At 41.0% G+C, this 26,022-nt stretch carries 28 protein-coding genes and 3 pseudogenes; 14 read left to right on the top strand and 17 right to left on the bottom strand.

Annotated features, from left to right (window positions below):
• Positions 1–99 precede the first annotated feature (99 nt).
• The 3 genes and pseudogenes from SB658_RS02185 to SB658_RS02175 form a co-directional block, all read right to left on the bottom strand.
• Positions 100–379 (bottom strand): annotated as a pseudogene (locus SB658_RS02185) (sigma-70 family RNA polymerase sigma factor); the annotation flags it as partial.
• Positions 380–391: 12 nt separating this feature from the next.
• Positions 392–1,708, bottom strand: coding sequence for a citrate:proton symporter (locus SB658_RS02180; RefSeq protein ID WP_029727157.1), 1,317 nt, complete (start codon positions 1,706–1,708; stop codon positions 392–394).
• A 114-nt stretch (positions 1,709–1,822) separates the two neighbouring features.
• A complete protein-coding gene (locus tag SB658_RS02175) occupies positions 1,823–2,692 on the bottom strand; it encodes a LysR family transcriptional regulator (RefSeq protein WP_015251604.1) in 870 nt (289 codons plus the stop codon).
• 144 nt (positions 2,693–2,836) lie between these two features.
• Here SB658_RS02175 and SB658_RS02170 point away from each other — a divergent pair, with 144 nt between their 5' ends.
• Entirely contained in the window at positions 2,837–3,940 is a 1,104-nt protein-coding gene (locus SB658_RS02170; RefSeq protein WP_017696050.1) for a 2-methylaconitate cis-trans isomerase PrpF family protein, read from the top strand.
• Positions 3,941–4,211: 271 nt separating this feature from the next.
• Here the strand turns inward: SB658_RS02170 and csn are convergent, their stop codons facing one another.
• A complete protein-coding gene (gene csn, locus SB658_RS02165) occupies positions 4,212–5,045 on the bottom strand; it encodes a chitosanase (protein WP_029727156.1) in 834 nt (277 codons plus the stop codon).
• Positions 5,046–5,482: 437 nt separating this feature from the next.
• Here csn and SB658_RS02160 point away from each other — a divergent pair, with 437 nt between their 5' ends.
• Both SB658_RS02160 and SB658_RS02155 read left to right on the top strand, forming a co-directional pair.
• Positions 5,483–5,746 (top strand): CD3324 family protein, encoded by a 264-nt coding sequence (locus SB658_RS02160; RefSeq protein WP_003229850.1) that lies wholly within the window; start codon positions 5,483–5,485, stop codon positions 5,744–5,746.
• A 136-nt stretch (positions 5,747–5,882) separates the two neighbouring features.
• Positions 5,883–6,698: an alpha/beta hydrolase gene (locus SB658_RS02155; protein ID WP_144500678.1), complete on the top strand. Its 816-nt coding sequence runs from the start codon at positions 5,883–5,885 to the stop codon at positions 6,696–6,698.
• Positions 6,699–7,104: 406 nt separating this feature from the next.
• Here the strand turns inward: SB658_RS02155 and SB658_RS02150 are convergent, their stop codons facing one another.
• From SB658_RS02150 to SB658_RS02135, 4 genes are all read right to left on the bottom strand, one after another.
• A complete protein-coding gene (locus SB658_RS02150; RefSeq protein WP_004398671.1) occupies positions 7,105–7,461 on the bottom strand; it encodes an SH3 domain-containing protein in 357 nt (118 codons plus the stop codon).
• A gap of 52 nt (positions 7,462–7,513) precedes the next feature.
• On the bottom strand, positions 7,514–7,873 hold the full coding sequence (locus tag SB658_RS02145) for an SH3 domain-containing protein (protein ID WP_144500677.1): 360 nt from the start codon (positions 7,871–7,873) through the stop codon (positions 7,514–7,516).
• A 271-nt stretch (positions 7,874–8,144) separates the two neighbouring features.
• The gene (locus tag SB658_RS02140) at positions 8,145–8,246 is read right to left on the bottom strand and encodes a hypothetical protein (protein WP_119123071.1); all 102 of its coding nucleotides are present in this window, start codon (positions 8,244–8,246) and stop codon (positions 8,145–8,147) included.
• 142 nt (positions 8,247–8,388) lie between these two features.
• Positions 8,389–8,775, bottom strand: coding sequence for a VOC family protein (locus tag SB658_RS02135; RefSeq protein ID WP_004398984.1), 387 nt, complete (start codon positions 8,773–8,775; stop codon positions 8,389–8,391).
• Between the two features lie 262 nt (positions 8,776–9,037).
• Between SB658_RS02135 and SB658_RS02130 the strand changes: the two genes are divergently transcribed.
• From SB658_RS02130 to SB658_RS02110, 5 genes are read left to right on the top strand one after another with little or no spacing between them, the layout of a single operon-like run.
• Positions 9,038–9,283: a spore coat protein F-like protein YraG gene (locus SB658_RS02130; RefSeq protein WP_003229845.1), complete on the top strand. Its 246-nt coding sequence runs from the start codon at positions 9,038–9,040 to the stop codon at positions 9,281–9,283.
• A gap of 17 nt (positions 9,284–9,300) precedes the next feature.
• Complete coding sequence (locus SB658_RS02125; protein WP_009967868.1) at positions 9,301–9,669, top strand: spore coat protein; 369 nt, start codon at positions 9,301–9,303, stop codon at positions 9,667–9,669.
• A gap of 18 nt (positions 9,670–9,687) precedes the next feature.
• Positions 9,688–10,824, top strand: a complete 1,137-nt coding sequence (locus SB658_RS02120; protein ID WP_024571543.1) for a zinc-dependent alcohol dehydrogenase — start codon at positions 9,688–9,690, stop codon at positions 10,822–10,824.
• An 18-nt stretch (positions 10,825–10,842) separates the two neighbouring features.
• On the top strand, positions 10,843–11,040 hold the full coding sequence (locus SB658_RS02115) for a hypothetical protein (protein ID WP_021480190.1): 198 nt from the start codon (positions 10,843–10,845) through the stop codon (positions 11,038–11,040).
• Between the two features lie 15 nt (positions 11,041–11,055).
• On the top strand, positions 11,056–11,355 hold the full coding sequence (locus SB658_RS02110) for a spore coat protein (protein WP_043856871.1): 300 nt from the start codon (positions 11,056–11,058) through the stop codon (positions 11,353–11,355).
• Between the two features lie 262 nt (positions 11,356–11,617).
• Here SB658_RS02110 and adhR read toward each other — a convergent pair.
• Positions 11,618–12,040: pseudogene (adhR, locus tag SB658_RS02105) on the bottom strand (aldehyde stress transcriptional regulator AdhR).
• 174 nt (positions 12,041–12,214) lie between these two features.
• Between adhR and SB658_RS02100 the strand changes: the two are divergent.
• The 3 genes and pseudogenes from SB658_RS02100 to yraA all read left to right on the top strand — a co-directional run bounded on the left by SB658_RS02100 (position 12,215) and on the right by yraA (position 14,226).
• Positions 12,215–12,404 (top strand): annotated as a pseudogene (locus SB658_RS02100) (carboxymuconolactone decarboxylase family protein).
• A 130-nt stretch (positions 12,405–12,534) separates the two neighbouring features.
• On the top strand, positions 12,535–13,584 hold the full coding sequence (locus SB658_RS02095; protein ID WP_144500676.1) for an NAD(P)-dependent alcohol dehydrogenase: 1,050 nt from the start codon (positions 12,535–12,537) through the stop codon (positions 13,582–13,584).
• A 132-nt stretch (positions 13,585–13,716) separates the two neighbouring features.
• The gene (yraA, locus tag SB658_RS02090) at positions 13,717–14,226 is read left to right on the top strand and encodes a cysteine protease YraA (RefSeq protein ID WP_003229836.1); all 510 of its coding nucleotides are present in this window, start codon (positions 13,717–13,719) and stop codon (positions 14,224–14,226) included.
• Positions 14,227–14,267: 41 nt separating this feature from the next.
• Here the strand turns inward: yraA and sacC are convergent, their stop codons facing one another.
• From sacC to levR, 7 genes are all read right to left on the bottom strand, one after another.
• On the bottom strand, positions 14,268–16,271 hold the full coding sequence (gene sacC, locus SB658_RS02085) for a levanase (protein WP_250634991.1): 2,004 nt from the start codon (positions 16,269–16,271) through the stop codon (positions 14,268–14,270).
• The gene (locus SB658_RS02080; protein WP_223497671.1) at positions 16,210–16,341 is read right to left on the bottom strand and encodes a hypothetical protein; all 132 of its coding nucleotides are present in this window, start codon (positions 16,339–16,341) and stop codon (positions 16,210–16,212) included. The genes sacC and SB658_RS02080 overlap by 62 nt, the downstream gene beginning before the upstream one ends.
• A 116-nt stretch (positions 16,342–16,457) precedes the next feature.
• Positions 16,458–17,285 (bottom strand): PTS fructose transporter subunit IID, encoded by an 828-nt coding sequence (levG, locus tag SB658_RS02075; RefSeq protein ID WP_003229834.1) that lies wholly within the window; start codon positions 17,283–17,285, stop codon positions 16,458–16,460.
• A gap of 21 nt (positions 17,286–17,306) precedes the next feature.
• Positions 17,307–18,113 (bottom strand): PTS fructose transporter subunit IIC, encoded by an 807-nt coding sequence (gene levF / locus SB658_RS02070; RefSeq protein ID WP_014477476.1) that lies wholly within the window; start codon positions 18,111–18,113, stop codon positions 17,307–17,309.
• Positions 18,114–18,129: 16 nt separating this feature from the next.
• A complete protein-coding gene (levE, locus tag SB658_RS02065) occupies positions 18,130–18,618 on the bottom strand; it encodes a PTS fructose transporter subunit IIB (protein WP_072175811.1) in 489 nt (162 codons plus the stop codon).
• The gene (gene levD / locus SB658_RS02060; protein ID WP_003246144.1) at positions 18,618–19,058 is read right to left on the bottom strand and encodes a PTS fructose transporter subunit IIA; all 441 of its coding nucleotides are present in this window, start codon (positions 19,056–19,058) and stop codon (positions 18,618–18,620) included. Before levD ends, levE begins: the two co-directional genes overlap by 1 nt.
• A 189-nt stretch (positions 19,059–19,247) precedes the next feature.
• Positions 19,248–22,055 carry a transcriptional regulator LevR gene (gene levR, locus SB658_RS02055; protein ID WP_072175810.1) on the bottom strand — a complete coding sequence of 936 codons (2,808 nt, stop codon included), beginning with the start codon at positions 22,053–22,055 and terminating at the stop codon, positions 19,248–19,250.
• 555 nt (positions 22,056–22,610) lie between these two features.
• Here levR and SB658_RS02050 point away from each other — a divergent pair.
• Positions 22,611–22,751 (top strand): hypothetical protein, encoded by a 141-nt coding sequence (locus SB658_RS02050; protein ID WP_128422323.1) that lies wholly within the window; start codon positions 22,611–22,613, stop codon positions 22,749–22,751.
• A gap of 38 nt (positions 22,752–22,789) precedes the next feature.
• Positions 22,790–24,178: an amino acid permease gene (locus tag SB658_RS02045; protein ID WP_015714401.1), complete on the top strand. Its 1,389-nt coding sequence runs from the start codon at positions 22,790–22,792 to the stop codon at positions 24,176–24,178.
• Positions 24,179–24,271: 93 nt separating this feature from the next.
• On the opposite strand, the gene SB658_RS02040 is transcribed toward SB658_RS02045, so the two are convergent.
• Positions 24,272–24,904: a LysE family transporter gene (locus SB658_RS02040; RefSeq protein ID WP_003229828.1), complete on the bottom strand. Its 633-nt coding sequence runs from the start codon at positions 24,902–24,904 to the stop codon at positions 24,272–24,274.
• 153 nt (positions 24,905–25,057) lie between these two features.
• On the opposite strand from SB658_RS02040, the gene SB658_RS02035 reads away from it, so the two are divergent.
• Complete coding sequence (locus SB658_RS02035) at positions 25,058–25,885, top strand: TrmB family transcriptional regulator (RefSeq protein ID WP_128422324.1); 828 nt, start codon at positions 25,058–25,060, stop codon at positions 25,883–25,885.
• The last annotated feature ends 137 nt before the right edge of the window (positions 25,886–26,022 follow it).

The raw sequence follows: 26,022 nt of genomic DNA, 5'->3' as shown, positions 1-26,022 counted from the left end.
ATACATATATCCCTTGCAAACATCAAAGGGAAAATGCTCCTCATATGACTGAATCGTATCTGGCAGCTGATGGCCAGTTTCATTAAAAAACTGACTTTGTCAGTCAGTTTCCTTTACAATACGAAGGTCTACGATATTTCCATATCGATCCGCTTCAATATGACAGCAACCTTCAAGCAGCTGTTTTAATTTTCCCCGTCCGCGTTGCACCCTTGATTTTGCGCCCGAGTAAGAAATGCCGAGCTTTTCACTTAACTCTTTTTGTGATAACCCTTGAAATTCAGTCAGTTCGAGCGCCTCTCGATACTTTTCCGGCAACTTTTTGATAAGTCGAGGGAATACAAACTGCTGCTTCCTCTGCATTGTCATCAAAATGCAGAGGAGTGTCTCTTTACAAAATAGTAATAGCCCCTGTAATGATTGCTAACAACGTAATAACTAATGATGTAATTACAGCCCACTTAACGGCAAACCTTTGAAATGACCCCAAGTCCATTTTAAGCATGCTTACTAGCAATACTGTTGACGCAACCAATGGACTCATCAGATGAACCGGCTGCCCCATTATAGAAGCCCTTGCAATTTCTACTGGTTCTATACCATATGCTGAGGCAGCTTCTGCAAAGATAGGTACCATACCAAAGTAATATGCATCATTTGATAAAACAAAAGTAAACGGAATACTAGTGAGTGCTACAATAACGGGGAAAAACCCTCCCATTGATGAGGGAATAACGGATATTAATGATCCTGCTATGGCATCCACCATCTTTGTCCCGGATAATATACCAGCAAATACTCCTGCTGAAAATACCAATAATACTACAGTTATGGCATTACCAGAATGCTCGGCGATTCGCTCCTTCTGCATTTTTACATTCGGATAATTTATAGTAAGGGCAAGAACAAAACCAATTAAAAATAAAACTGACGGATGCTTAGTTCCAAGCACAATAAACACCATGATACTTATAACGAGGAATAAATTAAGATATATTAAGCGTGGTCTTTTCAATTGCTCGCTCTCCAAACTAGCAGCCATATAAGATTGAGAGCTGTCCTTTGTTATATGTCTAGGCTTTAATTGAACGATGCCTATTCGATTCCTCTCTTTCCTTCCCATTAGAAAAGCCAGAAATATCACACAAGCAATACCTCCAAGCATGGTCGGAAGTAATGGCACAAAAAAATCTGAAGGATCCAAACCCAGCACTGAAATCGCTCTTGTAGCTGGTCCGCCCCATGGAGTCATTCCGCTAACGATACTCAACGACAGCATTGCTAATGTCGCCATAACCATGGGATTCATACCAATTCTTTTATACAAAGGTAACATTGCTGAGACTGTTATCATATAGGTTGTTGTACCGTCCCCATCTAAAGCGATAAGCATTGCCAAGACGGCAGACCCTATCGCTATTTTCACAGGGTCTCCCTTTACTATAGATAAAATTTTTTCTATTAGCGGATCAAATAAACCTGCATCAATTAAAATTCCGAAAAAAAGAATAGCAAACAATAGCAATGCCGCTGAACTTGCAACTGTTTGAATTCCTTCTAAAATCATGTCGCCAATACCCTTACCAAAACCTCCAATAAGAGCAAAAACAATGGGAGTGATGGTCAAGGCAACAATAGGCGAGACTTTCTTTGTCATTATTAATATTGTAAAAACAGTTACCATCGAAAAACCTAAAATAGTAAGCATATTACACCTCCAAGAATGCGCTTTCAAATGACTTTTGATTAACATATCTTATACGGTGTAATAAGTTAAATAAATATTTTTTTACTGTGTTTCAAAAAAAATTCTATCATAACTTTAAATGGTTACCATTTGTTCACCCTTTAAAAAATCAATGAATGCTTTAACGAGTTTGATTCCTAATGATTTTTGATCGTACATTAGCCAAGTATCTCTCATTAGAGGCTTACCCTTAGCATTATACAGTTCCATTGTGTACAAATGATCAGATTCCTGCAGGCAAATTTCTGGTGCTATGGAGTAACCAAGACCATGCTTTACCATCTCTTTGCAAGTCTCTTGTCGATCCACTTCCATTGCAATAATGGGGGCTTGTTTTAGATTCGTATGCATCCAATCTTCTATAATCGTTTTTAAAGAAGCATCCGTTTTATATTTGATAAAAGGTAAAAAAGGAAGCTGCTCTATCGTTATTGGTTTTTTTGAGATGATATGTAATTTTTCCCGTGTCAGCCGTTCCTCCACCCCTTTCCAGCGATGGCTTCCTCTCAGTATACCGACTTGTACAATACCAGCATCTAATAATTTCATGACATCTGTGCTCCAGCCTGTTTGTACACTATATTGGACATTAGGATACATAGTGGAAAATTCCCTTAATAACTTAGGGAGCTTATATTGAGCGAAATTGCTTGATACCCCCAGCCTTAGATGTCCTTGCACCTCTTTGCTTAGATTAGAGATATGATCTTTGGTATCTTGAAGTTCCTGTAGCATTCTTCTTGCATAAGCAACCAAGTGTTCTCCTTCCGCAGTAAAGGTAATTCCTTTATGCCTTTTGGTGAATAATTCAATTCCGAAAATCTCCTCAATCTTATTCAACCGATAAGTGATGGAAGGCTGTGATGTAAATAATCGTTCTGCTGTTTTTGTTACACTTTGTTCTTCGTGAAGAATTTTCAATAAAATCCAATCTTTCTCATCCATTTTCATCTTCCTTTCTAGTCCTTCTTTCACAATTATAAAAGTTTTTTTATCGAATATTAAGAAAACTTATATTTTATTTTTATTTTTTTACCTTCTACACTAAAAAACATAAAAAATACTACCTTTAAGATGAGGATGATGACGATGGTCAAGACGAATGTAACAATCATGAGAGGCGGAACAAGCAAAGGCGTTTTTTTCCACGAATCAGCCATGCCTAACAATAAAAACGAATGGGAGCCCTTTTTGCTTGATGTCATGGGAAGTCCTGATAAAAGACAAATAGATGGTTTGGGTGGCGGTAATTCCCTTACTAGTAAAGTGGCAATAATAAAGAAAGCATATACTTCGGATATTGATGTTCACTATACTTTCGGTCAAGTCAGCATTTCGGAAGAAAAGGTGGACTTTAAGGGGAACTGCGGAAATATCTCCGCTGCTGTTGGTCCATTTGCTATCGAAGAAGGACTTGTAAAAGCGACAGAACCAATGACTGCGGTAAGGATCCTGAATACCAATACGAATAAAATGATCATTGCGGAAGTGGAAGTGGAAGACGGTCAGGTCAAATATGACGGAGATGTTACGATATCTGGAGTGCCTGGATCTGGATCTCCAATCTATTTAAACTTTCATGATGCCGCTGGTTCAGTTACCGGTCATTTATTGCCTACTGGAAATAGTTCGGAGTTTTTAGATACAAGTCAAGGCCAAATAGAGGTGTCTATTATCGACTATGCAAATCCATTAGTTTTTGTGGAAGCCAGCAGTATCGGCCTGGAGGGAACGGAACTTGCAGAAGAATTTACTGATTTACAGTTGGCTCAATTTGAAGAATTAAGATCCATTGCGGCAGAGAAATGCGGCTTTGCCAGTCGATTTTCAGCTACAAAGTTATCGCCGGCTGTCCCCAAACTGGCTATAGTAGCAAAACCAGAGAAATATAAAGATAGTACAGGTGCTTGGCATTCAAGCGTTGAGATGGACTTACACATCAGGATGATGTCCATGCAAAAGCCACATCAAGCACTGGCTGTCACTGGAGCGATATGTACAACAAGAGCCCTTTCAGTGGAAGGTGCAATCCCTGCAAGAATAGCAAAAAACCACTCTACAAAGGTTCGGCTAGCTCATTCTTCTGGTATTATTGAAACAATGGTGGAGCCCACTGGTATAAAGATCGTCCGTACCGCACGACGTATTATGGACGGAACAGTTTATACGCATGGAGACTATCAAATGATGTAGATGGACTGTGCAAAAAGCCTCCCCCTTTCCATCGTTAATAGATGGATTGAATGCGCCTTCTTGCACAGATCCATTGTAATCTTGCATGGCTTTAAAAAAGCCTCTATATTGTATTTTATGAAATCGCCAAGGTCCTTTCATGTATCTGCCTCAAGCATGACATAATCATTATAGAGAAAATTGAATACTTTTTACTGCAAATAAAAAGATACCAACATCATTGGTATCTTTTAGATTGAGTTCATCTGCAGCGGTTTCTTTTCCTCACTGCTTATTTGATTACAAAATTACCGTACTCGTTTGAACGAACATGAATCGGTCCGTTTAGATTATAGTTGTTCTCCTTGGCGATAGAGCGAAGCACGTCCACACGGGCAACTGATTCTCTCCATTCGTCACGGGTGTCATGATTGGCCGGATTCATCAGATCGTCATAGCGTACGTCCAAGAATTTATTCAACCACTTCTTCTCGTCTATTCCGTCTTTAGGTGATCCGCCCGCTTTTTTGTTCGTACGTTTAATCAAGGCATAAAAAGAGTCAGGGTCATCACCATCGCCATGCTGAATAACCGTATCGTACATCACAGCTCTAGCCAATGCTGTTTTTAGTCCGGCATTATCCGATCGTTTCATGGCAGGCTGATAATACAAATGGTCATTTACTTTGTCTTGAGCGGCGCGAAATTCCTTATCATTTGCAAGCGACTTCCAGGCAGAAGCGAATCCCTTGAGATTGCTTGTATCATCGCTTTCTTCCTTGGCCAGACGGCGCAATTCAGTCAGATACTTTTTCAGTTTGTTATTCGGAACTGCCTTTGTGTATACTTCTACTACTTCCAATGCATCCCCGGTAGCCGTTGTAAAGCCCGCCCGTCCGCATGTATAGCCTCGCCCGTCATCCAATCGCTCTACATATCCATATTGGATCTCCGTTGTGCCGTTTTCAAAGATACTTGTCAGCTGTTCCGCCCGGCGCTTTTGATCTTTATTCAGTCCCGCCGCAAAAACCGTTTCGCTCATCATCAGGGTAAAAAACATGGTGAAAACAAGTAATGAGATCGCTGCTTTTTTCCAAAAATCTGCTTTTTGCATACTGATTTTCATTTTACTTCCCCTTTCTAAATATTGTAAATACAGACTCAGTATACATGATGAAACTGCCCTATTGTTGAAAATACATCAATTTGTAAATATTTTGAATCTAAAGTAATATAGCTTGAATCTTACTCTTTTCATTGCCAATCAGCCTTAGCCCCTCTCACTGGGAAGGTCCCTTTCATACTGCTTCAACTTTCATTAACAAGATGCCATAGGCTTTACTCTATTTTATAATGGAAGTGATCATCGAAAATCGTTAGGGAGGTGATGTAAATGGCAAGCAAGATGAGAATGCCAGATTCCGCAACGTCCCATGCAAAGCCTACTATTGGGAAGGCGATACTTTGCATGGGGTAGACTTTCTAAAAGATCGCCCAAGTAAGCTTTTCTGATATAGTGGCTTTGCACCTTATTTGACATAAAAAAATAAGGAGCTGGCAGAAATGGCATATGTAAAAGCAACCGCTATTTTACCTGAAAAGCTGATATCGGAAATTCAAAAGTATGTTCAAGGAAAAACAATATATATCCCTAAACCTGAATCCTCTCATCAAAAATGGGGTGCGTGTTCAGGAACAAGAAAGCTGATCGATGACAGAAACGCTTCTATTAAAAAAGCATTTAAAAACGGCAAAACCATTCATCAATTATCTGATGAATATCACCTCTCTATTGAAACAATAAAAAAAATTGTCTACTCTAAATAAACAAAACGGAAGCACTGATAAAAAATAATCAGTGCTTTTTATATGGCGAGTTTGTTTCTTAGTTATTTCCTGCATATGATACCATTGGCCAATTGTGTAAAGTTAAGGGAGAGGAGAAGAAAGGAAGGTCCTACAAATGACGATAAACAATGGAACGTTGCAAGTACCCGGCGCGAACATCCACTATCAGGTGCGTGGCTCAGGTCCAATCATTCTTTTGGTCCACGGCGGAGGCGGTGATGCCGACAAGTTCCATCATGTTGCCAATCATCTGGCTAACTGGTACTCGGTTGTTACTTACGATCGCCGCGGCCATTCCCGCAGCAATCTCGCCAATCAGATTGAGGATTACCGTGTGGAAACACACAGTGACGATGCTCACAGTCTTCTAGCCAAAATCACCAATAAGCCGGCATACGTATTTGGAAGCAGCTCCGGGGCTGTTATCGGGCTTGATCTGTGCATACGCCATCCCGAACAAGTACATGTCATGATCCCACACGAACCAATCTTATTGCAGCTTCTGCATGGAAATGAGCTGAAACAAGCCGAGCAATTTATGGAAGACCTTAAGAAAAATCATCGAAGTGAAGTCATTAAGTTAATGTCAAGATTAGAGACAGACGAACAATCAAAGGCTGTGCTGACAAAGCGGCTTCTCGGCAATTCAACGTATTTCACTGAGTATGAAATTCAAGGAATTCTCAACTATACATTAGATTTCGAAGCATTAAAAACTGTGTTTACATCTTCACCGATGAAGGTACTCCCAGCTGGCGGAAGTGCTTCTCGGGAGCTTTTTCCTTATCGTTGCGCGAACGCCCTAGCGGAACAATTGAAAACAGAATTGGTTGAATTCCCCGGAAATCATACGGGGTACACAATATACCATAAAGAATTTTCTGAGAGGTTACACGACATGTTAGAAAAAGAAAAGAAACATACGTGTTAAGGATTCATTAAAATTTTCATAATAGGACAGGTAAAACTAACTATGGAATTAGAGAAGATTTCACGAAGCGTAAAAAGAACTTTTCACTAACGAGAACGCAATGTGAGATGTTTAACCAAAGTGATATTAGGAATTTCATCGAAAAATAGGTTTGTACATTACGTTCTCCTATTGATTATTTCCTATCTTAATTCCGTATTTATACCATTAGATACAACTCTAAAGCGGCTCGTTATTTTGTCCTCAACAACAACCAGTGTCTAACATCATGAATCTCTTTTGAAAATCACCACAAATGCAGGTATGGAAGACTTCATCGCAACAAAAACCATACCAACAACAATAGTTGGTATGGTTCGTCCTAGATAGGCCCTTAAGAAGAGATTCTATTGTACGGAGTATTTAGCTAATTGCATTTGTAACCGACAGGGCCGTCTGATCCTGTGTACACATATGTGTCAGACACATATCCAATATTCACGACACCCCGGGAATCTTTCCACTGGATTTGGTCCCAGATATTACTCGTTCCATACTTCCCTGTAACAGTCGTTCCATAAGCATAACAATAATAAGGAACACGGGAGCCGCTCGGAATGGAAAGCATAATAGGATAATTTGTACCAGGACCGCTGCGCATATTGACAGGCGCACCGCTGCTTGTTGAGACAGTAAAGTACTGAACGGCAAGTGCCTGACTGGAAAAAATGAATAATGATGCAATCATAACGGTTAACATACTCAGCATTTTCAGTTTAGTCAATGTCATCCCTCTTTCTTCAATTCCTTCATTTTAAGAAACGATAGAACATATGCTACCAGCTGCATTTAGGAACAACCGGACCGTCTGAGCCTGTATACATATATGTATCAGAGACAAATCCAGGAACGATCTCCCCGCTGGCAAGCGTCCGCTCTGTGTAATTCCAAATATTGCTCGTTCCATACTTTCCAGTTACAGTTGTACCGGTTTTGTAGCAATAGATCGGGATGCGGGTTCCGCTCGGAATGGTCGTTACAATTCCCCAACTTGTACCTGGGCCGCTGCGCATGTTGACAGGAGCACCGCTGCTTGTTGAAACCGTATAATACTGAGCCGCAAGTGCATGGCTAGAAAGGATGAACACAGATGCAATCATCACCGTTAGCATACTTAGCCTCTTTAACTTATTCACCTTATACCCTCCCCTTATAAATGCCGTACGTTTGACTTTCTTACATCCAGTTAAGGATTTACTTTCAGATACCATGCCTCCTCCCCTCCCATATATTTATCAATGTACCATAAACTAGATCTTTCAAAAGTGGAATTATTCCTATGTTTTCGACAATTAAGGATACAAAATAAATGGTAGTCAGGCTTGATATTGATGGTGTGTTACATTTGGCTCTTAATCATTTGTCCAGTCGGTAATCACGATTGACAATCAGGAAAAAGGACATGGATCAAGCGGCTTCGTTTCCACCAATTAACTCAATCAGTGTACTGCTTCCTTGTATCCACGCTTCTTCTCGATTCATAGATACTCCACCTTTTTCACCAATCAAAAACGGACACCATACAAATCAGCGTAAATGCTGCAAGTTCAGTGTCCGCAACCTATTATGACTTTGCTTTCTTTTACCAGGGCGTATAAAAATGATTAGATACGTTATCAAACGTTATTCTATGATTTTGCGAGTCGAAAAATCATAACATTTTATATATTTCAATCAGATTATGATCTGGATCTCTGAAGTGAGCAACTCGGGCACTCCATTCCTTGCGATCATGCGGTTTATTCTCACATTTAACTCCTTTTTCGTGTAAATCGTCATACGTTTTATCAACATCTTCTACCTTAAACTGAAGCAAAAATTTTGATTGAGCTTCTCCTTCCAAGGACTTTTTTTCCTCTCCAACGATTTCAGCCATCGTTTCTCGAGATAAAAGCTCTATTTTCGTTTCCCCATTATCAAAGAGTGCATATTCCATTTCATTCTCTAACCAACTTATTGGAAGTCCTAATGAATCTTTATAAAACTCGACGCTTTTCTTAAAATCATTCACCAACAGTCTAATTTGTAACAGCTTCATATCGAGTGCCTCCTATAAAACCATACTTTTACTGGTCATCCAATTTAATGATACCAAAGAAACCTGACAGCCCTATGTCAAGTTTCCATAAATAAATTTCCACACTTCACCCTTATATCTGATTTAAGTGCAGTTTAGTCCATGTCATAAGAACGAGCAAAAACAGCGATTCTTAAAACAAAAAATGATACCGAGTGTATTTTCTGTATGCTTCAACTTCATTTCGGGAAATGTAACGTTGATAAAAGGAGGTTACATCAATATGGATCATCAAACATTGGCAGCTCATGAGGCTGTTGACTTACATGAAATCGTGAACTTTAAAACACTTTGTATAGCGAAATCAAAGTTAATGCAAGGGCTTGTGTTTGACCAAGAACTGAAGGACTTGATGGAAAAAGATGTACAGCAATCCATTCAAGACCTTACTGAATTACAAGCGGTTTATGAGCGTGCCTCATTTCAGGCCCCTGTCCCTCAAAGCCGCCCAACGCCAATCATCAATTGAAAGGGAGGTAAGCCTCTTTGAATAATGATCATTTAGACCCCATTAATTCGCTGAATGTGCCTGAACTAGCAGACACTACATTCGCGATGGATTTTCTTATACGAGCTAAGGAAGGCGTAAGGAATACTGCTGTAGCTTTGACAGAAACCGCTTCACCAGATGTAAGAGCACTGCTTCGGAAACAGCTGATGCAAGGAATTGCGATGCACCAAGAGATTACGGAACTGATGATCAGCAAAAAATGGTTCCACCCATATGAGCTGAGCGAACAGTATAAGCTGGATCAGCTCTCTGCAAAAAACACGATCATGGTCGGCAATATGAACCTCTTTCCTGATGAAACAAATCGCAAAGGGATGTTTGACCGGACACCTGATGAACACTAACACTGGAGGTTGTACAGCATGAAGGCAGTAACGTATCAAGGCATTAAAAATGTTGTTGTCAAAGATGTCCCCGATCCAAAGATTGAAAAATCCGATGACATGATTATCAAAGTCACCAGTACAGCCATTTGCGGATCAGATTTACACTTAATCCATGGATTGATTCCTAATCTCCATGAAGACTATGTCATCGGCCATGAACCGATGGGAATTGTTGAAGAAGTTGGACCAGGGGTTACAAAGGTCAAAAAAGGTGACCGCGTCATTATCCCTTTTACGATCGCCTGCGGTGAATGTTTTTTTTGTAAAAACCAGCTGGAAAGCCAATGTGATCAGTCTAATGACAATGGGGAAATGGGTGCTTATTTCGGCTATTCAGGGCAAACTGGCGGTTATCCAGGCGGGCAAGCTGAATATTTAAGAGTGCCGTTTGCGAATTTTACCCATTTTAAAATCCCTGAATCTTGTGAGGAACCCGATGAGAAATTAAGCGTGATTGCCGATGCTATGACCACCGGCTTTTGGAGTGTGGACAATGCCGGTGTAAAAGACGGCGATACTGTTATCGTTCTCGGCTGCGGACCAGTCGGCCTGTTTGCTCAAAAGTTTTGTTGGCTAAAAGGCGCAAAACGCGTCATAGCAGTTGACTATGTAAACTATCGCTTACAGCATGCGAAACGTACAAACAAAGTAGAAATCGTTAATTTTGAAGACCATGAGAATACAGGGAATTATTTAAAGGAAATCACGAAAGGCGGAGCGGATGTAGTCATTGACGCTGTTGGGATGGATGGTAAAATGAGCGATCTCGAGTTCCTTGCCAGCGGCTTAAAGCTTCATGGCGGAACAATGAGTGCATTGGTCATTGCCTCTCAAGCTGTTCGCAAAGGAGGAACCATACAAATTACAGGTGTGTACGGAGGCAGATATAACGGTTTTCCGCTAGGCGATATCATGCAGCGAAACGTCAATATACGCTCTGGACAGGCTCCTGTGATCCACTATATGCCGTACATGTTTGAACTAGTATCAACGGGCAAAATTGACCCGGGAGATGTTGTCAGCCATGTCCTGCCGCTTAGTGAAGCTAAGCATGGCTATGACATTTTTGATTCAAAAATGGATGATTGTATCAAAGTTGTGTTAAAGCCTTAAAAAACGGAGGTTACAGAAATGGAATACGCCTTACACGAAGTGCTTGAGGTTCAGGAAATGACTTCATTTAAGACACTTTGTTTGACGAAATCTAAAACAATGAAAGCACTGGTATCTGATCCGAAGCTGAAAGAAATCATGCAGCAAGATGTTGATATCACCACACGCCAGCTGCAGGAATTTGCCTCTATTTTATCTAATGCAAAGCACGAATGAGGAGATGAATAAATCATGAATCCTATCATAGAATATCTGACTGGCATGAATGTTCTAACAGACCAAATCATTGCTATGGACTTATTAATTTCAGCAAAAAACGGAGTCAGAAATTATGCGATGGCAGCCACTGAAGCCGGAACGCCTGAAGTAAAAGAAGTCCTTATCCGCCATTTGGAAGAAGCACTCGATATGCACGAACAACTCTCGAGCTATATGATGGAAAAAGGCTGGTACCATCCTTGGAATACTGACGAACAAGTCAAGCTGAATTTAAAAAATATTGATACAGCCATTCAATTGCCGACCCTTTAACATACAATGACTGATTTGCTGAGGAACAATATTGATTGGCCACAACTGTTCCTCAGCTTCAAAATGAGCACTGTTTGTTCGGGTCCTATGACCGTAAATAGATTAACCCGCTTTTTTCCATCTGATCTCCGATAATGTTTGCAATTTCTCCAATCCAAATAAGGAATCGTAACCACCTCTTTTTATGCGATCTCTTGATGGAGAAAACAGGCCAGAATCAAAATCCTTCGTTTTAACCTGCCCTCTTCAAACGCAAGGAATGCTACCTTCTTTGCTCCACTGATCCGTGAAGACTTTCCGTTTTAGGCCTGCTTTTGAGCTTTGCCTCGTTTTCGCGCAATTTCCCATCATAATCTTTAATTTTTGTGTCTAATCTTTTAATTGTTTCATCAATTTCTTTCCGCTTCTCTATCAGCCGCTGTCGTTCGTCAGCCAGGATATTTTTTCGAGCTTCTACTGTACGGTCACCTTCGGTAAATAATGTTGTATATTCAATTAGCGCTTCTATCGATAGTCCCGCATTTCGCATGCATTTAATGAATTCAATCCATTTGATATCTTCTTCATCATAGTCGCGAATGCCGCTGTCTTTTCATTTTACAGGCGGGATTAATCCTACACGTTCGTAATATCGGAGTGTTGCGGCTGTCAGGCCAAACTGCTTTGCCACCTGAGCAATATTCATGATCTTCACCTCTCTATCCTGTATGTTGTGAAGGTAACACTTAAAGTTAACTTTAAGTCAAGCTCAAAACAAGTGCTGAATCTGGGTTTATATATTCGGGACTTGCCTTAAAGCACACTTTAAACTCTATACTTCTCCATGCAATAAAAACAGGTTAGATGGAGGGATTGCTGAATGGCAAATAAACAAACTGCCGGAAGAGAACAATTAGGAGAATTTACGCCAAAGTTTGCTGAACTTCATGATGATGTTCTATTCGGTGACATTTGGGCAAGAGAGGAACAACTTTCACCCCGGGATCGCAGCATCATTACAGCTTCTGCATTCTGACTGTATCTCACCTTATAAATCAGGTTCATTTTAAATGGTTTTTTTAAAAAACCCTTGCCTTAAAGCAGACTTTAAGGTTTATCGTTATGTTGAAGACACCATAAAACATAAATAAGTGCATGTTTTTATTTACAACACTTATGATGAAGAAAGGATAGGTTCATATGTGTAATCAACATCAAACCCGTGTATTAAGCGTGTCACATGCAAAAGCCAAATTTGAACAAACGACGATTGAGCGAAGAGAATTACGGCCGCACGATGTCTTAATCGATATTAAATTCAGCGGTATTTGCCATTCAGACATTCATAGTGCTTTTGATGAATGGGGCGGTGGCATCTTCCCAATGGTGCCAGGACATGAAATAGCCGGTGTCGTAACAGCCGTTGGAGCAGAAGTCACAAAGTTTGCTGTCGGGGACCGCGTTGGTGTCGGCTGTTTTGTTGACTCATGCGGAGAATGCGAATACTGTCTAAACGGAGAGGAACAGTTCTGCACGAAGGGTGTTGTTCAAACGTATAACTCAGTAGACTACGACGGAAACCCCACTTATGGCGGGTACAGCCAAAAAATCGTTGTCACTGACAGATTTGTTGTTCGAATCCCAGATCGTTTGGAAATGGATGTTGCCAGTCCGCTGTTGTGTGCAGGTATCACAACATATTCTCCGCTGAAACACTGGAATGTTGGCCCGGGTAAAAAAGTTGCGATTGTAGGCGTGGGTGGCCTTGGACATTTGGCGATTCAATTTGCACATGCGATGGGTGCAGAGGTAACTGTCCTGAGCCGTTCCATGAATAAGAAAGAGGAAGCTCTGGAACTCGGGGCAAATCATTACTTGGCAACAAGTGACCCAGCTACATTCACTGCATTGGCCGGGCGTTTTGACGTGATCTTAAATACGGTATCGGCAAATCTCGATGTAGATGCCTATTTATCAATGCTTCGTATAGACGGGACACTTGTAAACGTTGGAGCTCCTGCCAAGCCGGACACATACAGTGTGTTTTCCCTAATCATGGGGCGCCGCAGCATTGCAGGTTCTCTAGTCGGCGGAATTCAAGAAACTCAAGAGATGCTGGATTTCGCAGCTGAGCATGGCATCGAACCTAAAATCGAAGTCATCGGAGCTGACCAAGTGGACGAAGCATACGAACGTATCCTCCGAAGCGATGTCCGTTATCGATTTGTGATTGATATTTCCACATTGTAATAGGTTAGTCCTTATATGGGGCTGACCCGCTTTTATTGAAACTCACGAAAAACGATCTCGTTAAGCAAATATTTTGAAGGCCGGTCAATCTTCCTGTTATTCTATGAATAGAGAGTTATTAGGAGGGTTTTTATGAGCAAAAAAATTGCAGTTCTTGTTACAGACCAATTCGAAGACATCGAATATACAAGTCCGGTAAAAGCATACGAAGAAGCTGGCTACAGTGTTGTGGCTATCGATTTGGAAGCCGGCAAAGAAGTTACCGGTAAGCATGGCGAGAAAGTAAAGATTGACAAAGCCATCTCTGATGTGGATGCAAGTGACTTTGATGCACTTTTAATTCCTGGGGGATTCTCTCCGGATTTGCTTCGTGCAGATGACCGTCCGGGTGAATTCGCAAAAGCATTTGTCGAAAACAAAAAACCTGTTTTCGCAATTTGCCACGGCCCGCAAGTACTGATTGATACGGATCTTCTAAAAGGCAAAGATATCACAGGCTACCGCAGCATCCGCAAAGATTTAATCAATGCCGGTGCAAACTACAAAGATGCAGAAGTAGTCGTCAGCCACAACATTGTCACAAGCAGAACACCTGATGATTTGGAAGCATTTAACCGCGAATCTTTAAACTTGTTGAAATAACGAGAAGGCACAGACTGTTCGGGTCTGTGCCTTTTTTAAAATTAAGACTCCTTCTTTACATTCTGAAAGACAGCAGTCGCGTCCCACACATTCAAGCCAAATTGGCCTTCTGAAAATGCGGAATCATTTGCATCAATCACAAGACGATCATCTAAATAGATTTTAAAGCGATCGCCCTCGGCCTCTGTTTTCAGATGATACTTTTTATTAACGTCTATCGGTGTTTTGTATTCAGCAATGACAGAAGCAGCACCGTTCTCAAATTTAAAGAATTTCACTAGATCATGCTTCGCATCCACATTGGCAAGGTAACCGTTTTTGGCATCTTTGTCAGAGCGAAACATAAGTGCTCCTGCCCCTCTTCCGTTTCCATCCTTAATGGTGATATCAGATTCATAAGTGAAGTCTGACCCGGATGCTGAAGACAAGATAAAGGAATCTCCGTCCGACCTCCCTTGTTTCCCCTCAATTGTGTCGGCCCATGTGCCATTTACATTCGTCCAGCCAGTCAAATTGGACATAAAAGGTGACGTTCCCCATACCTTTTTCAAAGGGTGTATCGTTAAAGATTTTACCTTTACACCGCCATTTGCAGCATATAATTCAAGCCCTTTGCTTGATCGGTCTGGGAGAATAATATCCGTTATGACCTGCTTTCCGTCATTCCCAAATACTTCAACCGAAGAGCGGTCAACAAAAATGCGCATCTTAACCTTCCCATTTACCGGCTTCAATGGGGCTGTTTCTTTTCCGGTGTTAAAGGCCGGATTAAAGGTATTGTTGCCCGACTCGCTCCGGTCAACGAACAATTTGGCGTTCCTTCGGTCATAGCCGACCTTCGTAAATTGATTTTCACCTGTTCGGACCTTAAAACCAAATTCAGCAGCTGAACCAGGGCTTACTTTAAATTCTGCATTTATTTCATAGGCATCTCCAGATTGCCCTGCTAACACATTATGACTTGCAGGCGATATGGTCAGATTCTTCCACTTCTTAGAGGTCCCGCGAATGGTTTCCAGCTCTTTCACTGGTGTTTGGACCACTCTAACCCCTTCGGTAAACGCTTTCAATTTTAACTCTCTTGGAATGGACGTTGCACTTCTCCATGGGGATGTCGGAACATCATTCGCATATTGCCAATTGCTCATCCACCCTAACCATAGCCGGCGGCTGTCTGTTGATGGAATATCGGACCAGGATACAGCCGCATAAAAGTCTCTGCCGTAATCCGTCCAGAGAACTTTGTTTGACGGGTTTTCATTTTTAAAATGAGTTCCATCAAAGTCCCCTACAAAATATTGCATGCCTGATCCTCCCGAGACCGCTCCGTTTCCGACACTGACCTGCATGACCCATTTCTTTTGATTCGGATTGCCGTCTACCGGAAGCTCAAATAAATCCGGGCATTCCCATACTCCCCCGTGGCTTCCTTGATCCTGTCCAAATTCACTTGCATACGTCCACTGCTTCAGATTTTTTGATGTATAAATGAGGATACGGTCACCGGCCGCAAGCACCATTACCCACTTTTTTTCTTTTTCATACCAAAAGACTTTTGGATCGCGAAAATCTTTTTTACCCGGGTTTGGAATGACAGGGTTGCCAGCGTATTTCGTCCATGTTCTTCCTTTGTCGTTGCTATAGGCAATACTTTGCACTTGATGGCCTTCCCGATCCTGTGTATAAATGGCCACAAGCGGCTTCTCTTTGCCTGTTTGAAAACCGCTTGTGTTATTTTTATCTACAACTGCGCTTCCAGAAAAGATCGTGCCTTTTTCATCCGGATACAGCGCAACAGGAAGGTGTTCCCATGTAACCAAATCTTTGCTGACGGCATGCCCCCAATGCATGGGCCCCCACTGAAGCCCGTATGGATGGTATTGATAGAACAAGTGATATTCCCCGGCATAATATACCATTCCGTTTGGGTCATTCATCCAGTTTGCCTCTGGTGTGAAGTGGTATTGAGGACGGTAATCCTCATCATAGTAGCTTGAATCGGCTGCATCTGCCGAAAATGCCATAGTCAACAGCAGGGTGAACATGATCATGACTTGAATAAGTCTCTTTTTCATTTGTTCCTTCGCTCCTCTCTTCATGTTTGAACACTTTCAAGAGAGACTGCTAAGCAAGCTGGTCCGTTTCTGGCAATTCTCCTCTGTTTCGCTGTTATCCGAATGATTTATATATGAAAAGACTGCTGCAGTTTCTCTCTTTTTCCTTCACACACCTTATGCTAAGAATCCAGCCCAATACCCGAGAATCCCGATGACAAAGATGCCGCAAATAATGAGAAGAGGATTCACCCCTTTGCGAAGCATCCATGCCACCAATAACGTTAATCCGAGAGGCAGCGCACCCGGCATAATGCTGTCTAACACATTTTGTACCGTTTGAACATCTACTTTTCCGCTTTCATCCTTAATCCTGGATACAACGATTGGAATGTTGATGGTGGTCCATTTGGACACGAGAGCCCCCATAACAAATAATCCGAGAATCGAAGCGCCCTCTGTAAGCTTTTGAATGCGATTCCCCGCTAAATCCTGAAGAATCTCCATTCCTTTCACATAGCCATACTTTAATCCATAATATTTTGTGCTTAATCTTATGGCATTCAGCAAGAAAAAGAATAGCAAAGGGCCGGCAATGTTTCCTCCTAAAGCAAGGGAGGCTCCTAGCGCAGCTAAGACAGGACGAATCGTTCCCCAGAAAATTGGGTCGCCTACGCCCGCTATTGGTCCCATCAAACCAATTTTCATTCCGCTTATCGCTTTTCCGTCAATTCCTTTATTGTTCGCCATTTCTTCTTCCATGGCTGCCGTCACACCAAATATAGGCGCTGTCAGCCACGGATGTGTATTAAACCATTCCAAATGCCGCTGCAAGGCTTCGTTTCTTTTCGCTCCGGGACCGTACAATTTTTTGATCGCCGGTATCATGACATAACAATATCCCATTGCCTGCACACGTTCGAAGTTAAAGGAACCGAGTAAAAAATTTGAACGAATAAACATGCTGAAAATTTCTTTCTTCGTTAATCGTTTTTCTTTCTCCATTTTTTCTTCCCCCCTCATCGTTTAGGCATCAAGATCATCATCGTCATCATAAACAGCAACACTGCCACTGTCTGATGCGGCCGCGACTGCTCCGTGAGCGCTTTGTTTTTGCATCACCTGCTGGTATAAAAGCGCCAGACAGAGACCAAGGGCTCCAAATCCCACTAAGTTAAAATCGGTAAACGCCGCTAATAAGAAACCAATATAGAAAAATGGCTTTAAATAAGGAATATTCATCATATTGATCACCATGGCATACCCGACAACCACAATAATGCCTCCGCCTATTTGCAGTCCTTTTGTAATGACATCAGGAATATTTCCCAGGAACGCCTGAACAGCGCTGACACTAATTAAAGCAACAATCAATGTAGGAATCATGACGCGCAAAGCTTGAAACACCATCGCGGTAATATGCATAATTTCAATTCCTTTTATATTTCCCGCTTTCGCATATTGATCAGCGCGGTGGATGAAAAAGACAGTGATCGTCCGAACAAAAATCGTCAGCGCCTGACCCGCAGCTGCTAAAGCAACAGCGACAGCAATCCCTTCGCCAATTCCTTGATCAGCGGTAATAACTAAAATGGTTGAGATGACAGAGGCGATCGCTGTATCAGGTGCCATGGCAAGCCCGACGTTCATCCAGCCGAGCGCCATCAGCTCCAGTGTGCCTCCAAGAATAATTCCCGTTTTTAAGTCCCCGAGCACCAAGCCAACCAACGTACAGGCCACAAGCGGACGGTGTGTCTGCCCTTCATCCAATACACTTGCGATTCCGGTGATTGCTGCAATGATTAACAACAAAATAATTTGTAATGAAGACATATTCTCATCCCCTTGATTATTTTGTTACGTTCCGTAAAATCTGTACAAAATCCTCACTGGCATCTGAAGGCAGCTGCCTCAATTCCAGTTTCACGCCCTTGTCACTTAATGTTTCAAATGCCTTTATATCTTGTTCTGTGACACTGACTGATTTTGTGATTTGCCTGCGGTGATTTTCAAAACGCATTCCCCCGACGTTTACGGTTTTGATCGGTACACCTGCTTCTATAAGAGATACAATATCGGACGGATTTTCAAACAAGAGCATTGCCGTTACCCCTTCGTAGCGCGGACTATGAAATGCTTTTGCCATTTTAGAAACCGAGACGGCATTCGCCTTTACATTTGAAGGCGCAACAGAAAGGATCAGCGTTTTTCTCATTTCGTCCTGAGCAATATCGTCGGAGACAACGATGATTCGGTCGGCTGCATGGACTTTTATCCACCTTGTCAGGATTTGGCCGTGAATAAAGCGGTCATCAATTCTTGCTAACACAATGTTCATCATAATTCATCCTCTCTTGTATCTTGATTGGCTGTTTTTACTTTTTCTAAATGTTCACTGCACACTTGAAAGCTTTGCTGACTCATTGCTTTTAAGTTGTTCAGCAAATCTTTGAGAGCCAGATGTTCTCTCAGGCTTAATACCTCCAGCAGAATCGGCAGGTTTACGCCGGCTGCCATATCCATTCTTTGATCCTCAGCAATAAAGGAAGCTGCCGCGTTATATGGCGTCCCTCCAAAAATATCGACTAAAAAAAGCACTTCATGTTCTTCCGGGATATCCTTGAGCGCCTGATGATATTTTTCTTGCAGCGTTTGTATTCCTTCCCCTTTAAAAAACGGCACTGCAATCAGGTTATTTTCTTCACCGAATATCATCCCTGAAGACTCTTTTAATGCTATGGGAAAATCTCCATGACCGCTGATAATAACTGAAATCATGTCTATTGCTCCTTTCCTGTTTTGTACATCCATATATAATGCAAGGATCGTGCCAACACAGTTGTGTTAAGCGTTTTCATTGTTATTTCAGCCAATCGCAATTTGTTGTTGAAACACTTAAAACGAAAAAAATAAACCTGTATTAAAATGGTGTTCCATTTAATACAGGTTCATATGAAAAAACTGTTTTTAAAACAGCTGGCCATGCACTTCTTCAGCAAATATGGCGGCTATAAATAATTTTTCATCATCACTTATGCGAAGTCCGAGCTTTTCTTCATAAGGGGCTAATGTTCGCTCTGTCACGTACACCATTTCCTTCAGCTGATCATTGATCTCTTCTTCCTCTGAGAAAGCGATCGGATTTTGCTTAATTACCCTTTCAAAGGCGAAAGCCGTGTGCATAATGACTTTGATCAAAACCGCATTATTGAAAATGACCCCCAGCTCATCTTGAACGGTTTGCAGCCACTCCAATAACATTTCGATCACATGATGGGGATTCAAGAAGACAAGGTATTTTTTCAGGATATCCTCGCAAAGCTCCCTAACAATCATATTTGCTTCGTTCAATCCATTGCTCAAGGGGATGCTTCCTTTTGTAATCGCCTGTTGAATCAGCTTCTCTCCCTCCCCTTCAATTAACACTTCTAAAGATACATGCGGAGCATTGATTTTAGGATCTTTCGTTCCGACTGTCGCAAGGATTTCATACTCTTTTTCGATTTCTTTTATGCTGTTGGCCAGCTTAATCGATGATACGGTCAATATGTGAATCGGTGTATCGGAGGCCTTGTTTACGATCGTGGTTAGAATGTCTTCCAGCTTTTTGGCCGTCCCGCTGCCCGTGGTGCAGATGGATACCAATGCCTTCTTTTTGCCGGGTGCCGCTGGCTGACGCTCCCACAACTCGATAAAATCCTTCGTGACCGATTGATAGATCGCATGCAAATTTAAATTCAAATAGTTGACCTTTCTGACAGCATCCAGCACCATTGAAGTCGTAACATTACTGATCGTTTTAATAGAAATGCCTGTCTTTTCCTCCAGCCTGCTTTCCAGCATTGCAAGCGACCCCATATCTACCAGCATTAAAACACCTTCGCCTTCATCAACCTGTTTCATTTTTTCTGCTACGCATTCAAAAATGTCCGAAGGTGAAACAGTAAGCGGCATGTCAACTGCTGCAATCGGCGTACTCCCTAGCAGTTCTGTCGCGACTTCAACCATTGAACTCGCCGTGCTGTTTCCATGAGCAGCCACGATAATACCGACTCTTTTGTTCTCCTTTAACGATTTGATGGAATGAATTAACATCGTTAAGTAGATGACTTCTATTTCAGGAATAGCCACTTTAAAATATTCCTGAATTTTATCTTTAAAAATCATCGCCACCCGATATTCTTTCACATGAGTATCACGAATTTCATCTGTCTCCTGTGTATTCAAAACATCAATTTGCTTTCCTCGCTTTAAAAATGCGTCAATATGCATACTCAAGAAATAAATAAACTTACGGTCAAATGTGCAATCCAGCTCATGTTCAGCTATTTCTTTTAACTGTTTTGTCATTTGAATCACATCATCTTCAACGAATGTCAGCAGGTTGTCTTTTTGAAAAGCTTGATGATGAAAAAAACTTCTGACATGCAAATGGACATCAGTCAAGATGTACTGGTTAATATCCTTTTTGGATAAACCTTCTTTCATAAGCGTTTTCACTTTTTCCTCAATCAAATGATATAAGTTAAATGAGAGGTCTTCGTCAATTTTTGTTGTTTCATCTTCTACAATCGGAGAGATAATCGTTGTAATATTGACATATTCAGAAATGGCTTTGCTTCTTTGCATGTTTTTGCTGCTGGACATCCATTCTTGCTTGATTTCATCAGGCAGATCGCGAACAGTCAGTTCAATAACTTCATTTCTGTCAAGGTTATGCAAAAATCCGTGTGCGCAAACTAACTGGACATTTGATTTCAGCTGTCCGACATTCCCAAATTTCGCAGAGTGAATAAGCGCATTATAGACATCGATATGCACACTCAGATTCTTCTTAATTCGCTCTGCTTCTTTCCCTAATAAAAACGTCGTCAGATCCACTCTTTCTTTAAGCGATCGTTCTTCAAGCGAAGGAATATGAATGGTCATTGGGATTCTTCGCAAAAACGTTTTCAATAGTGCAGAACTCGGATTTTCTGTAGTCGCACAAATAAACAATACGTTCGATGTTCGTTTATGTTCAGATTCTCCAAGCCTGTTATAAGAACCGCTGTCAATAAAATAAAACAGCATTTCTTGTCCCTCGGGAGGGAGACGGTGGATTTCATCCATAAAAAGAATGCCCCCATTGGCCTGTTCGACTAAACCCGCCTTATCCTCGGCAGCACCTGTAAATGAACCTTTTTTGTGTCCGAATAATTGAGAAAGCAATAATTGAGGGTTGTTGTAGTAGTCTGCACAGTTAAATGTAATAAATGGTGCGCCGGCCTTCAATATGTCAGAGTAAATGGCAAACTGGTAAATTCGGTTCGCAAAAAGGGATTTACCGGAACCAGTCGGCCCTAGGAGGAGCATATGCAGACCGTTCGGCGGATAAAAGACAGCTGCTTTTGCCTGGGAGATCGCTTTCTTCAAACTCCCTTTTGCCCCTATCATAAGCTCTAGGGGATTCGTGGAAATGTGTTGATGATTTTGCTTTGAATTTCCGGAAAACGCCTGAAGGTCTTTCACTTCCATCATCTCTGTATCCCATTTCTTGTTGAATAATTTTTCTGCTATCTCGACTGGGATGTATCTTACAGGAAACGTTTTAATTTTGATGACCTTTTTGGACCGGACGAGATTGTTCAATTCAAAGCTGACATTGGACCGCTCCATTTTCAGCTGCTCGGCAATCTCCTTTGCTGAATTCCCTTGTATTTTTAAAAGATGATCTAAGGTTGAATCATGAAAATTATGCTTGAGCTGATGGTATATTTTATCTATTCTTCTCACGTCTATCATCCTTTGTCCTTATTAGATAAGCCATTAACAAGAATATTTCGAAACTTTATAGTCCGCGTTGAGATTATCTGCTGATACACGTTTAAAAAGGTCTCTATAGCAGATTGACAAAACTGGCTTTTATGCGTATATGTTTACATTTTGAATCATTTGCATCTCATATTAGTATGATAGATGCTCAGTTCTGGAGGGCCAGTCCCCTTCAAAAGTAATAATCAGTAAACAGTTTATCATTCTCGGGGAATGTAATGATGTCAAAATCATCAATGACAAAAAATGAATCTTATAGATCATGACAAATTACCCAAATATAACCCCTTAAGTTCGCTCACAACTAAAAAGACGGACACAATATGTGACCGCCACAGTATTACAATTTGCAAAACTTCGTCATTTTTGCAATCCACTTTGAAGGTTAAGAAATCTGTAAGCTTAAAAACTTTATCTCCGATTCTCTCGATTTGATCCCCCTGCAGGTCTCAAACATAGTGGGTATGCAATTATACAAATCGTTACTGATTAAAGCTAGCCTGTCAGATTGTCCAAATGTCTTTCCTGTTTTACTCTGCTATTCAGGTAGAATCACGAGTGAAAAATAGAGCCAGAAGACATGTAACAGCACTTAAAATAGTTTTAAAATTTAAAAATAAAAGTATCTATTCTTTTAAATGTTATAATATCCGATAAAACTTTACTCATCTTTTTATTACTGGAGGAAAATAAAATTGATAGGCAATTCTAGCAAAGACAATTTTGGCCAGCAACAGAAATTGTCTAGAGGCCTTAAAAACAGGCATATACAATTAATGGCGATTGGAGGTGCAATCGGTACAGGTTTATTTTTAGGTTCAGGTAAATCCATCCATTTTGCAGGACCATCCATTTTATTTGCTTACTTGATCACCGGCGTATTTTGCTTTTTCATTATGCGTTCGCTCGGAGAACTGCTCTTATCAAATGCGGGATACCACTCTTTTGTTGATTTTGTAAGGGACTATTTAGGAAACATGGCAGCATTTATCACTGGGTGGACCTACTGGTTCTGTTGGATCTCCCTCGCGATGGCTGATTTAACGGCGGTCGGCATTTATACGCAATATTGGCTTCCCGATGCGCCTCAATGGCTGCCGGGTCTTCTTGCGCTTATTATCCTGCTGATCATGAACCTTGCCACCGTTAAACTTTTCGGAGAATTAGAATTTTGGTTTGCATTGATCAAAGTCATTGCCATACTGGCTCTGATCGTAACTGGTATTTTCCTGATTGCGAAAGGTTTTTCCGCAGCTTCCGGCCCTGCCAGCCTCACCAACCTTTGGAGCCACGGCGGCATGTTCCCAAATGGATGGCATGGGTTTATCCTATCGTTCCAAATGGTCGTCTTCGCTTTCGTGGGTATTGAACTTGTCGGACTGACAGCAGGTGAAACAGAAAATCCCCAAAAAGTGATCCCTAAAGCCATCAATCAAATCCCTGTCCGGATTTTACTTTTTTATGTTGGCGCACTTTTCGTGATTATGTGTATCTATCCTTGGAATGTGTTGAATCCAAACGAAAGCCCATTTGTTCAGGTCTTCTCTGCAGTAGGCATCGTTGTGGCTGCCAGTTTGATCAATTTTGTTGTATTAACATCAGCCGCATCAGCTGCAAATAGCGCTTTATTCAGCACAAGCCGAATGGTCTATTCGCTTGCAAAGGATCATCACGCACCTGGACTATTAAAGAAATTAACTTCTTCTAACGTGCCAAGCAATGCGCTGTTCTTTTCATCCATCGCCATTCTGATTGGCGTTAGTCTGAATTATTTAATGCCCGAGCAAGTCTTCACACTGATTACAAGTGTTTCTACAATATGCTTCATTTTTATTTGGGGCATCACGGTGATTTGCCATTTGAAATATCGAAAAACAAGGCAGCATGAAGCGAAAGCAAACAAATTTAAAATGCCTTTTTACCCATTATCCAACTATTTAACACTTGCATTTCTCGCGTTCATTCTTGTCATATTGGCACTCGCGGATGATACACGTATTGCTTTGTTTGTCACCCCGGTCTGGTTTGTTTTATTGATTATTTTGTATAAGGTGCAAACCCGCAGAGGACATAAGATGAAATAAAAAAAAGACAAGGGATACTCACTCCCTTGTCTTTTTTATGGGTCAAACACAAATTAAACTTTGGTTTCAAATTTCATTCACTTCATTTAAGTGTTAACTCAAACCAGTTTTGATGCCGAAACCTACTAATATTATTCCGGTAATTTTTTGAAACACTTTCTGGAACTTCGAGTTTTTCATCCATTTTTTTGCGTAATCAATAATATAAACAAGAAACAGGAACCACAACACCGCTAATAAGGTTAGGATTGAAGCTAAAATAATGAGCTGCTGGTTTATATTTCCGTTCAAATTGATAAATTGGGGCATGATTGTAACATACACCAAAACAGTTTTAGGATTGAGAATGTTACTGAGTGATCCCTGCATAAAGGAAGTTTTATAATAACGTTTCGGAGAACTTGCCATATTTTTTGCTTGGGATTGCATGTCATCTAACGAAAACATACTTTTAGCAAAAAAACTTTTTACACCTAAATAAATTAAGTATGCCGCTCCCAAATATTTGATCGTTGTGAAAAGAATCACTGACTTTGCGATCACCACTGATAATCCTAAAATGGCAATCACCGTCCAAAAGGAAAGTCCTGTTGCCAATCCGAGAATGTTATAACGGCCGGCTTTCGGGCCATACCTAAGCGTATTTTTCATCACAAGCATCGTATCTGCCCCCGGTATGATAACCATCATGGCAGCGATCGGTATGTATGCGAGTAAGCTGTGCATTGTTCTCTCCCCCTTTAAAAAATCCCCTCAATCATTTAGTGACTACAAAAGTAACTACTTATAAAAGTGTATCAATCAGTTTGGAATAAATCAATATGGTTTGTTAAAATAGCGATTACTAAGGCAGCGATTGCTCTTTATATTGGAGGATATATGAAAGAAAATATGTTAGACATTTTAAAAAACCTCAATTTTACCGAATATGAATCGAAAGCGTATTTGGCATTATTGCAAGAATCACCTTTAACAGGCTATGCCGTTGCCAAAAAATCCGGAGTTCCCCGTTCTAAAATTTATGAAGTCTTGGAAAGCCTTGTGTTAAGGGGAGATGTTTTTGTCAGTCATGGAAATACGCCTCAGTATGTTCCTGTCCCCGCAAAAGAACTGATTAAAAACCGCCGGCTCAAAGCGGAAGAGCATTTTGATCAGGCTGAGAAATATTTTGAAAAGTTCGAGCAGACTGCTAATGACCGGGAAAACATCTGGAATATCACCGGCCGCAGTGAAATTCTTGAAAAGGTGAAGGCTTGTATCTTATCTGCCAAAAAAAGAATCCTCTTAGAAATATGGAAAGAGGATTTTAAGGAGATAGAAGCAGAGCTCAAACAGGCGGCAGAACAAGGCGTTATTGTCACCATTATTGCGTACGGAGACATCGTATCTGATTTTGCCAATGTTTATCTTCATGATATGAGCAGTGAAATTACAGAAGAGTATGACGGACGGTGGCTTGTCTATAGCGGAGATGATTCAGAAGTCGTAGCAGGCATTGTCTCACTTGGCAACGACAGCCGTGCTGCATGGACGATGCATGTAGGTTTAGTCATGCCTATTACTGAAGTGATCATTCATGATCTGTACCTCATGGAAATTCTGAAAAAGCATAGAGAGCTTTTAGAAGAGAGCTTCGGGAAAAATCTCATCCAGTTGCGCCGTAAATTTTCTATTCACTCAGATTTCAAAAAACATTATTTGGAATAATATTCGCATCGCTTAACCAAAACAAGGCTTGTACAAAACAAGCCTTGTTTTTTTATGCATAAACCCCCCTATGCTGATTTACTTCTCTCTTTTAAAAAAATGTGATTCTGCGCAAACTATTTTTCAGCCTGCCGCGT

The sequence above is a fragment of the Bacillus sp. SIMBA_008 genome (assembly GCF_046535495.1).
GTDB lineage: Bacteria > Bacillota > Bacilli > Bacillales > Bacillaceae > Bacillus > Bacillus subtilis.
The sequence above is the reverse complement of the archived record's forward strand: the minus strand, read 5'-3'. Positions and strand labels throughout refer to the sequence as shown.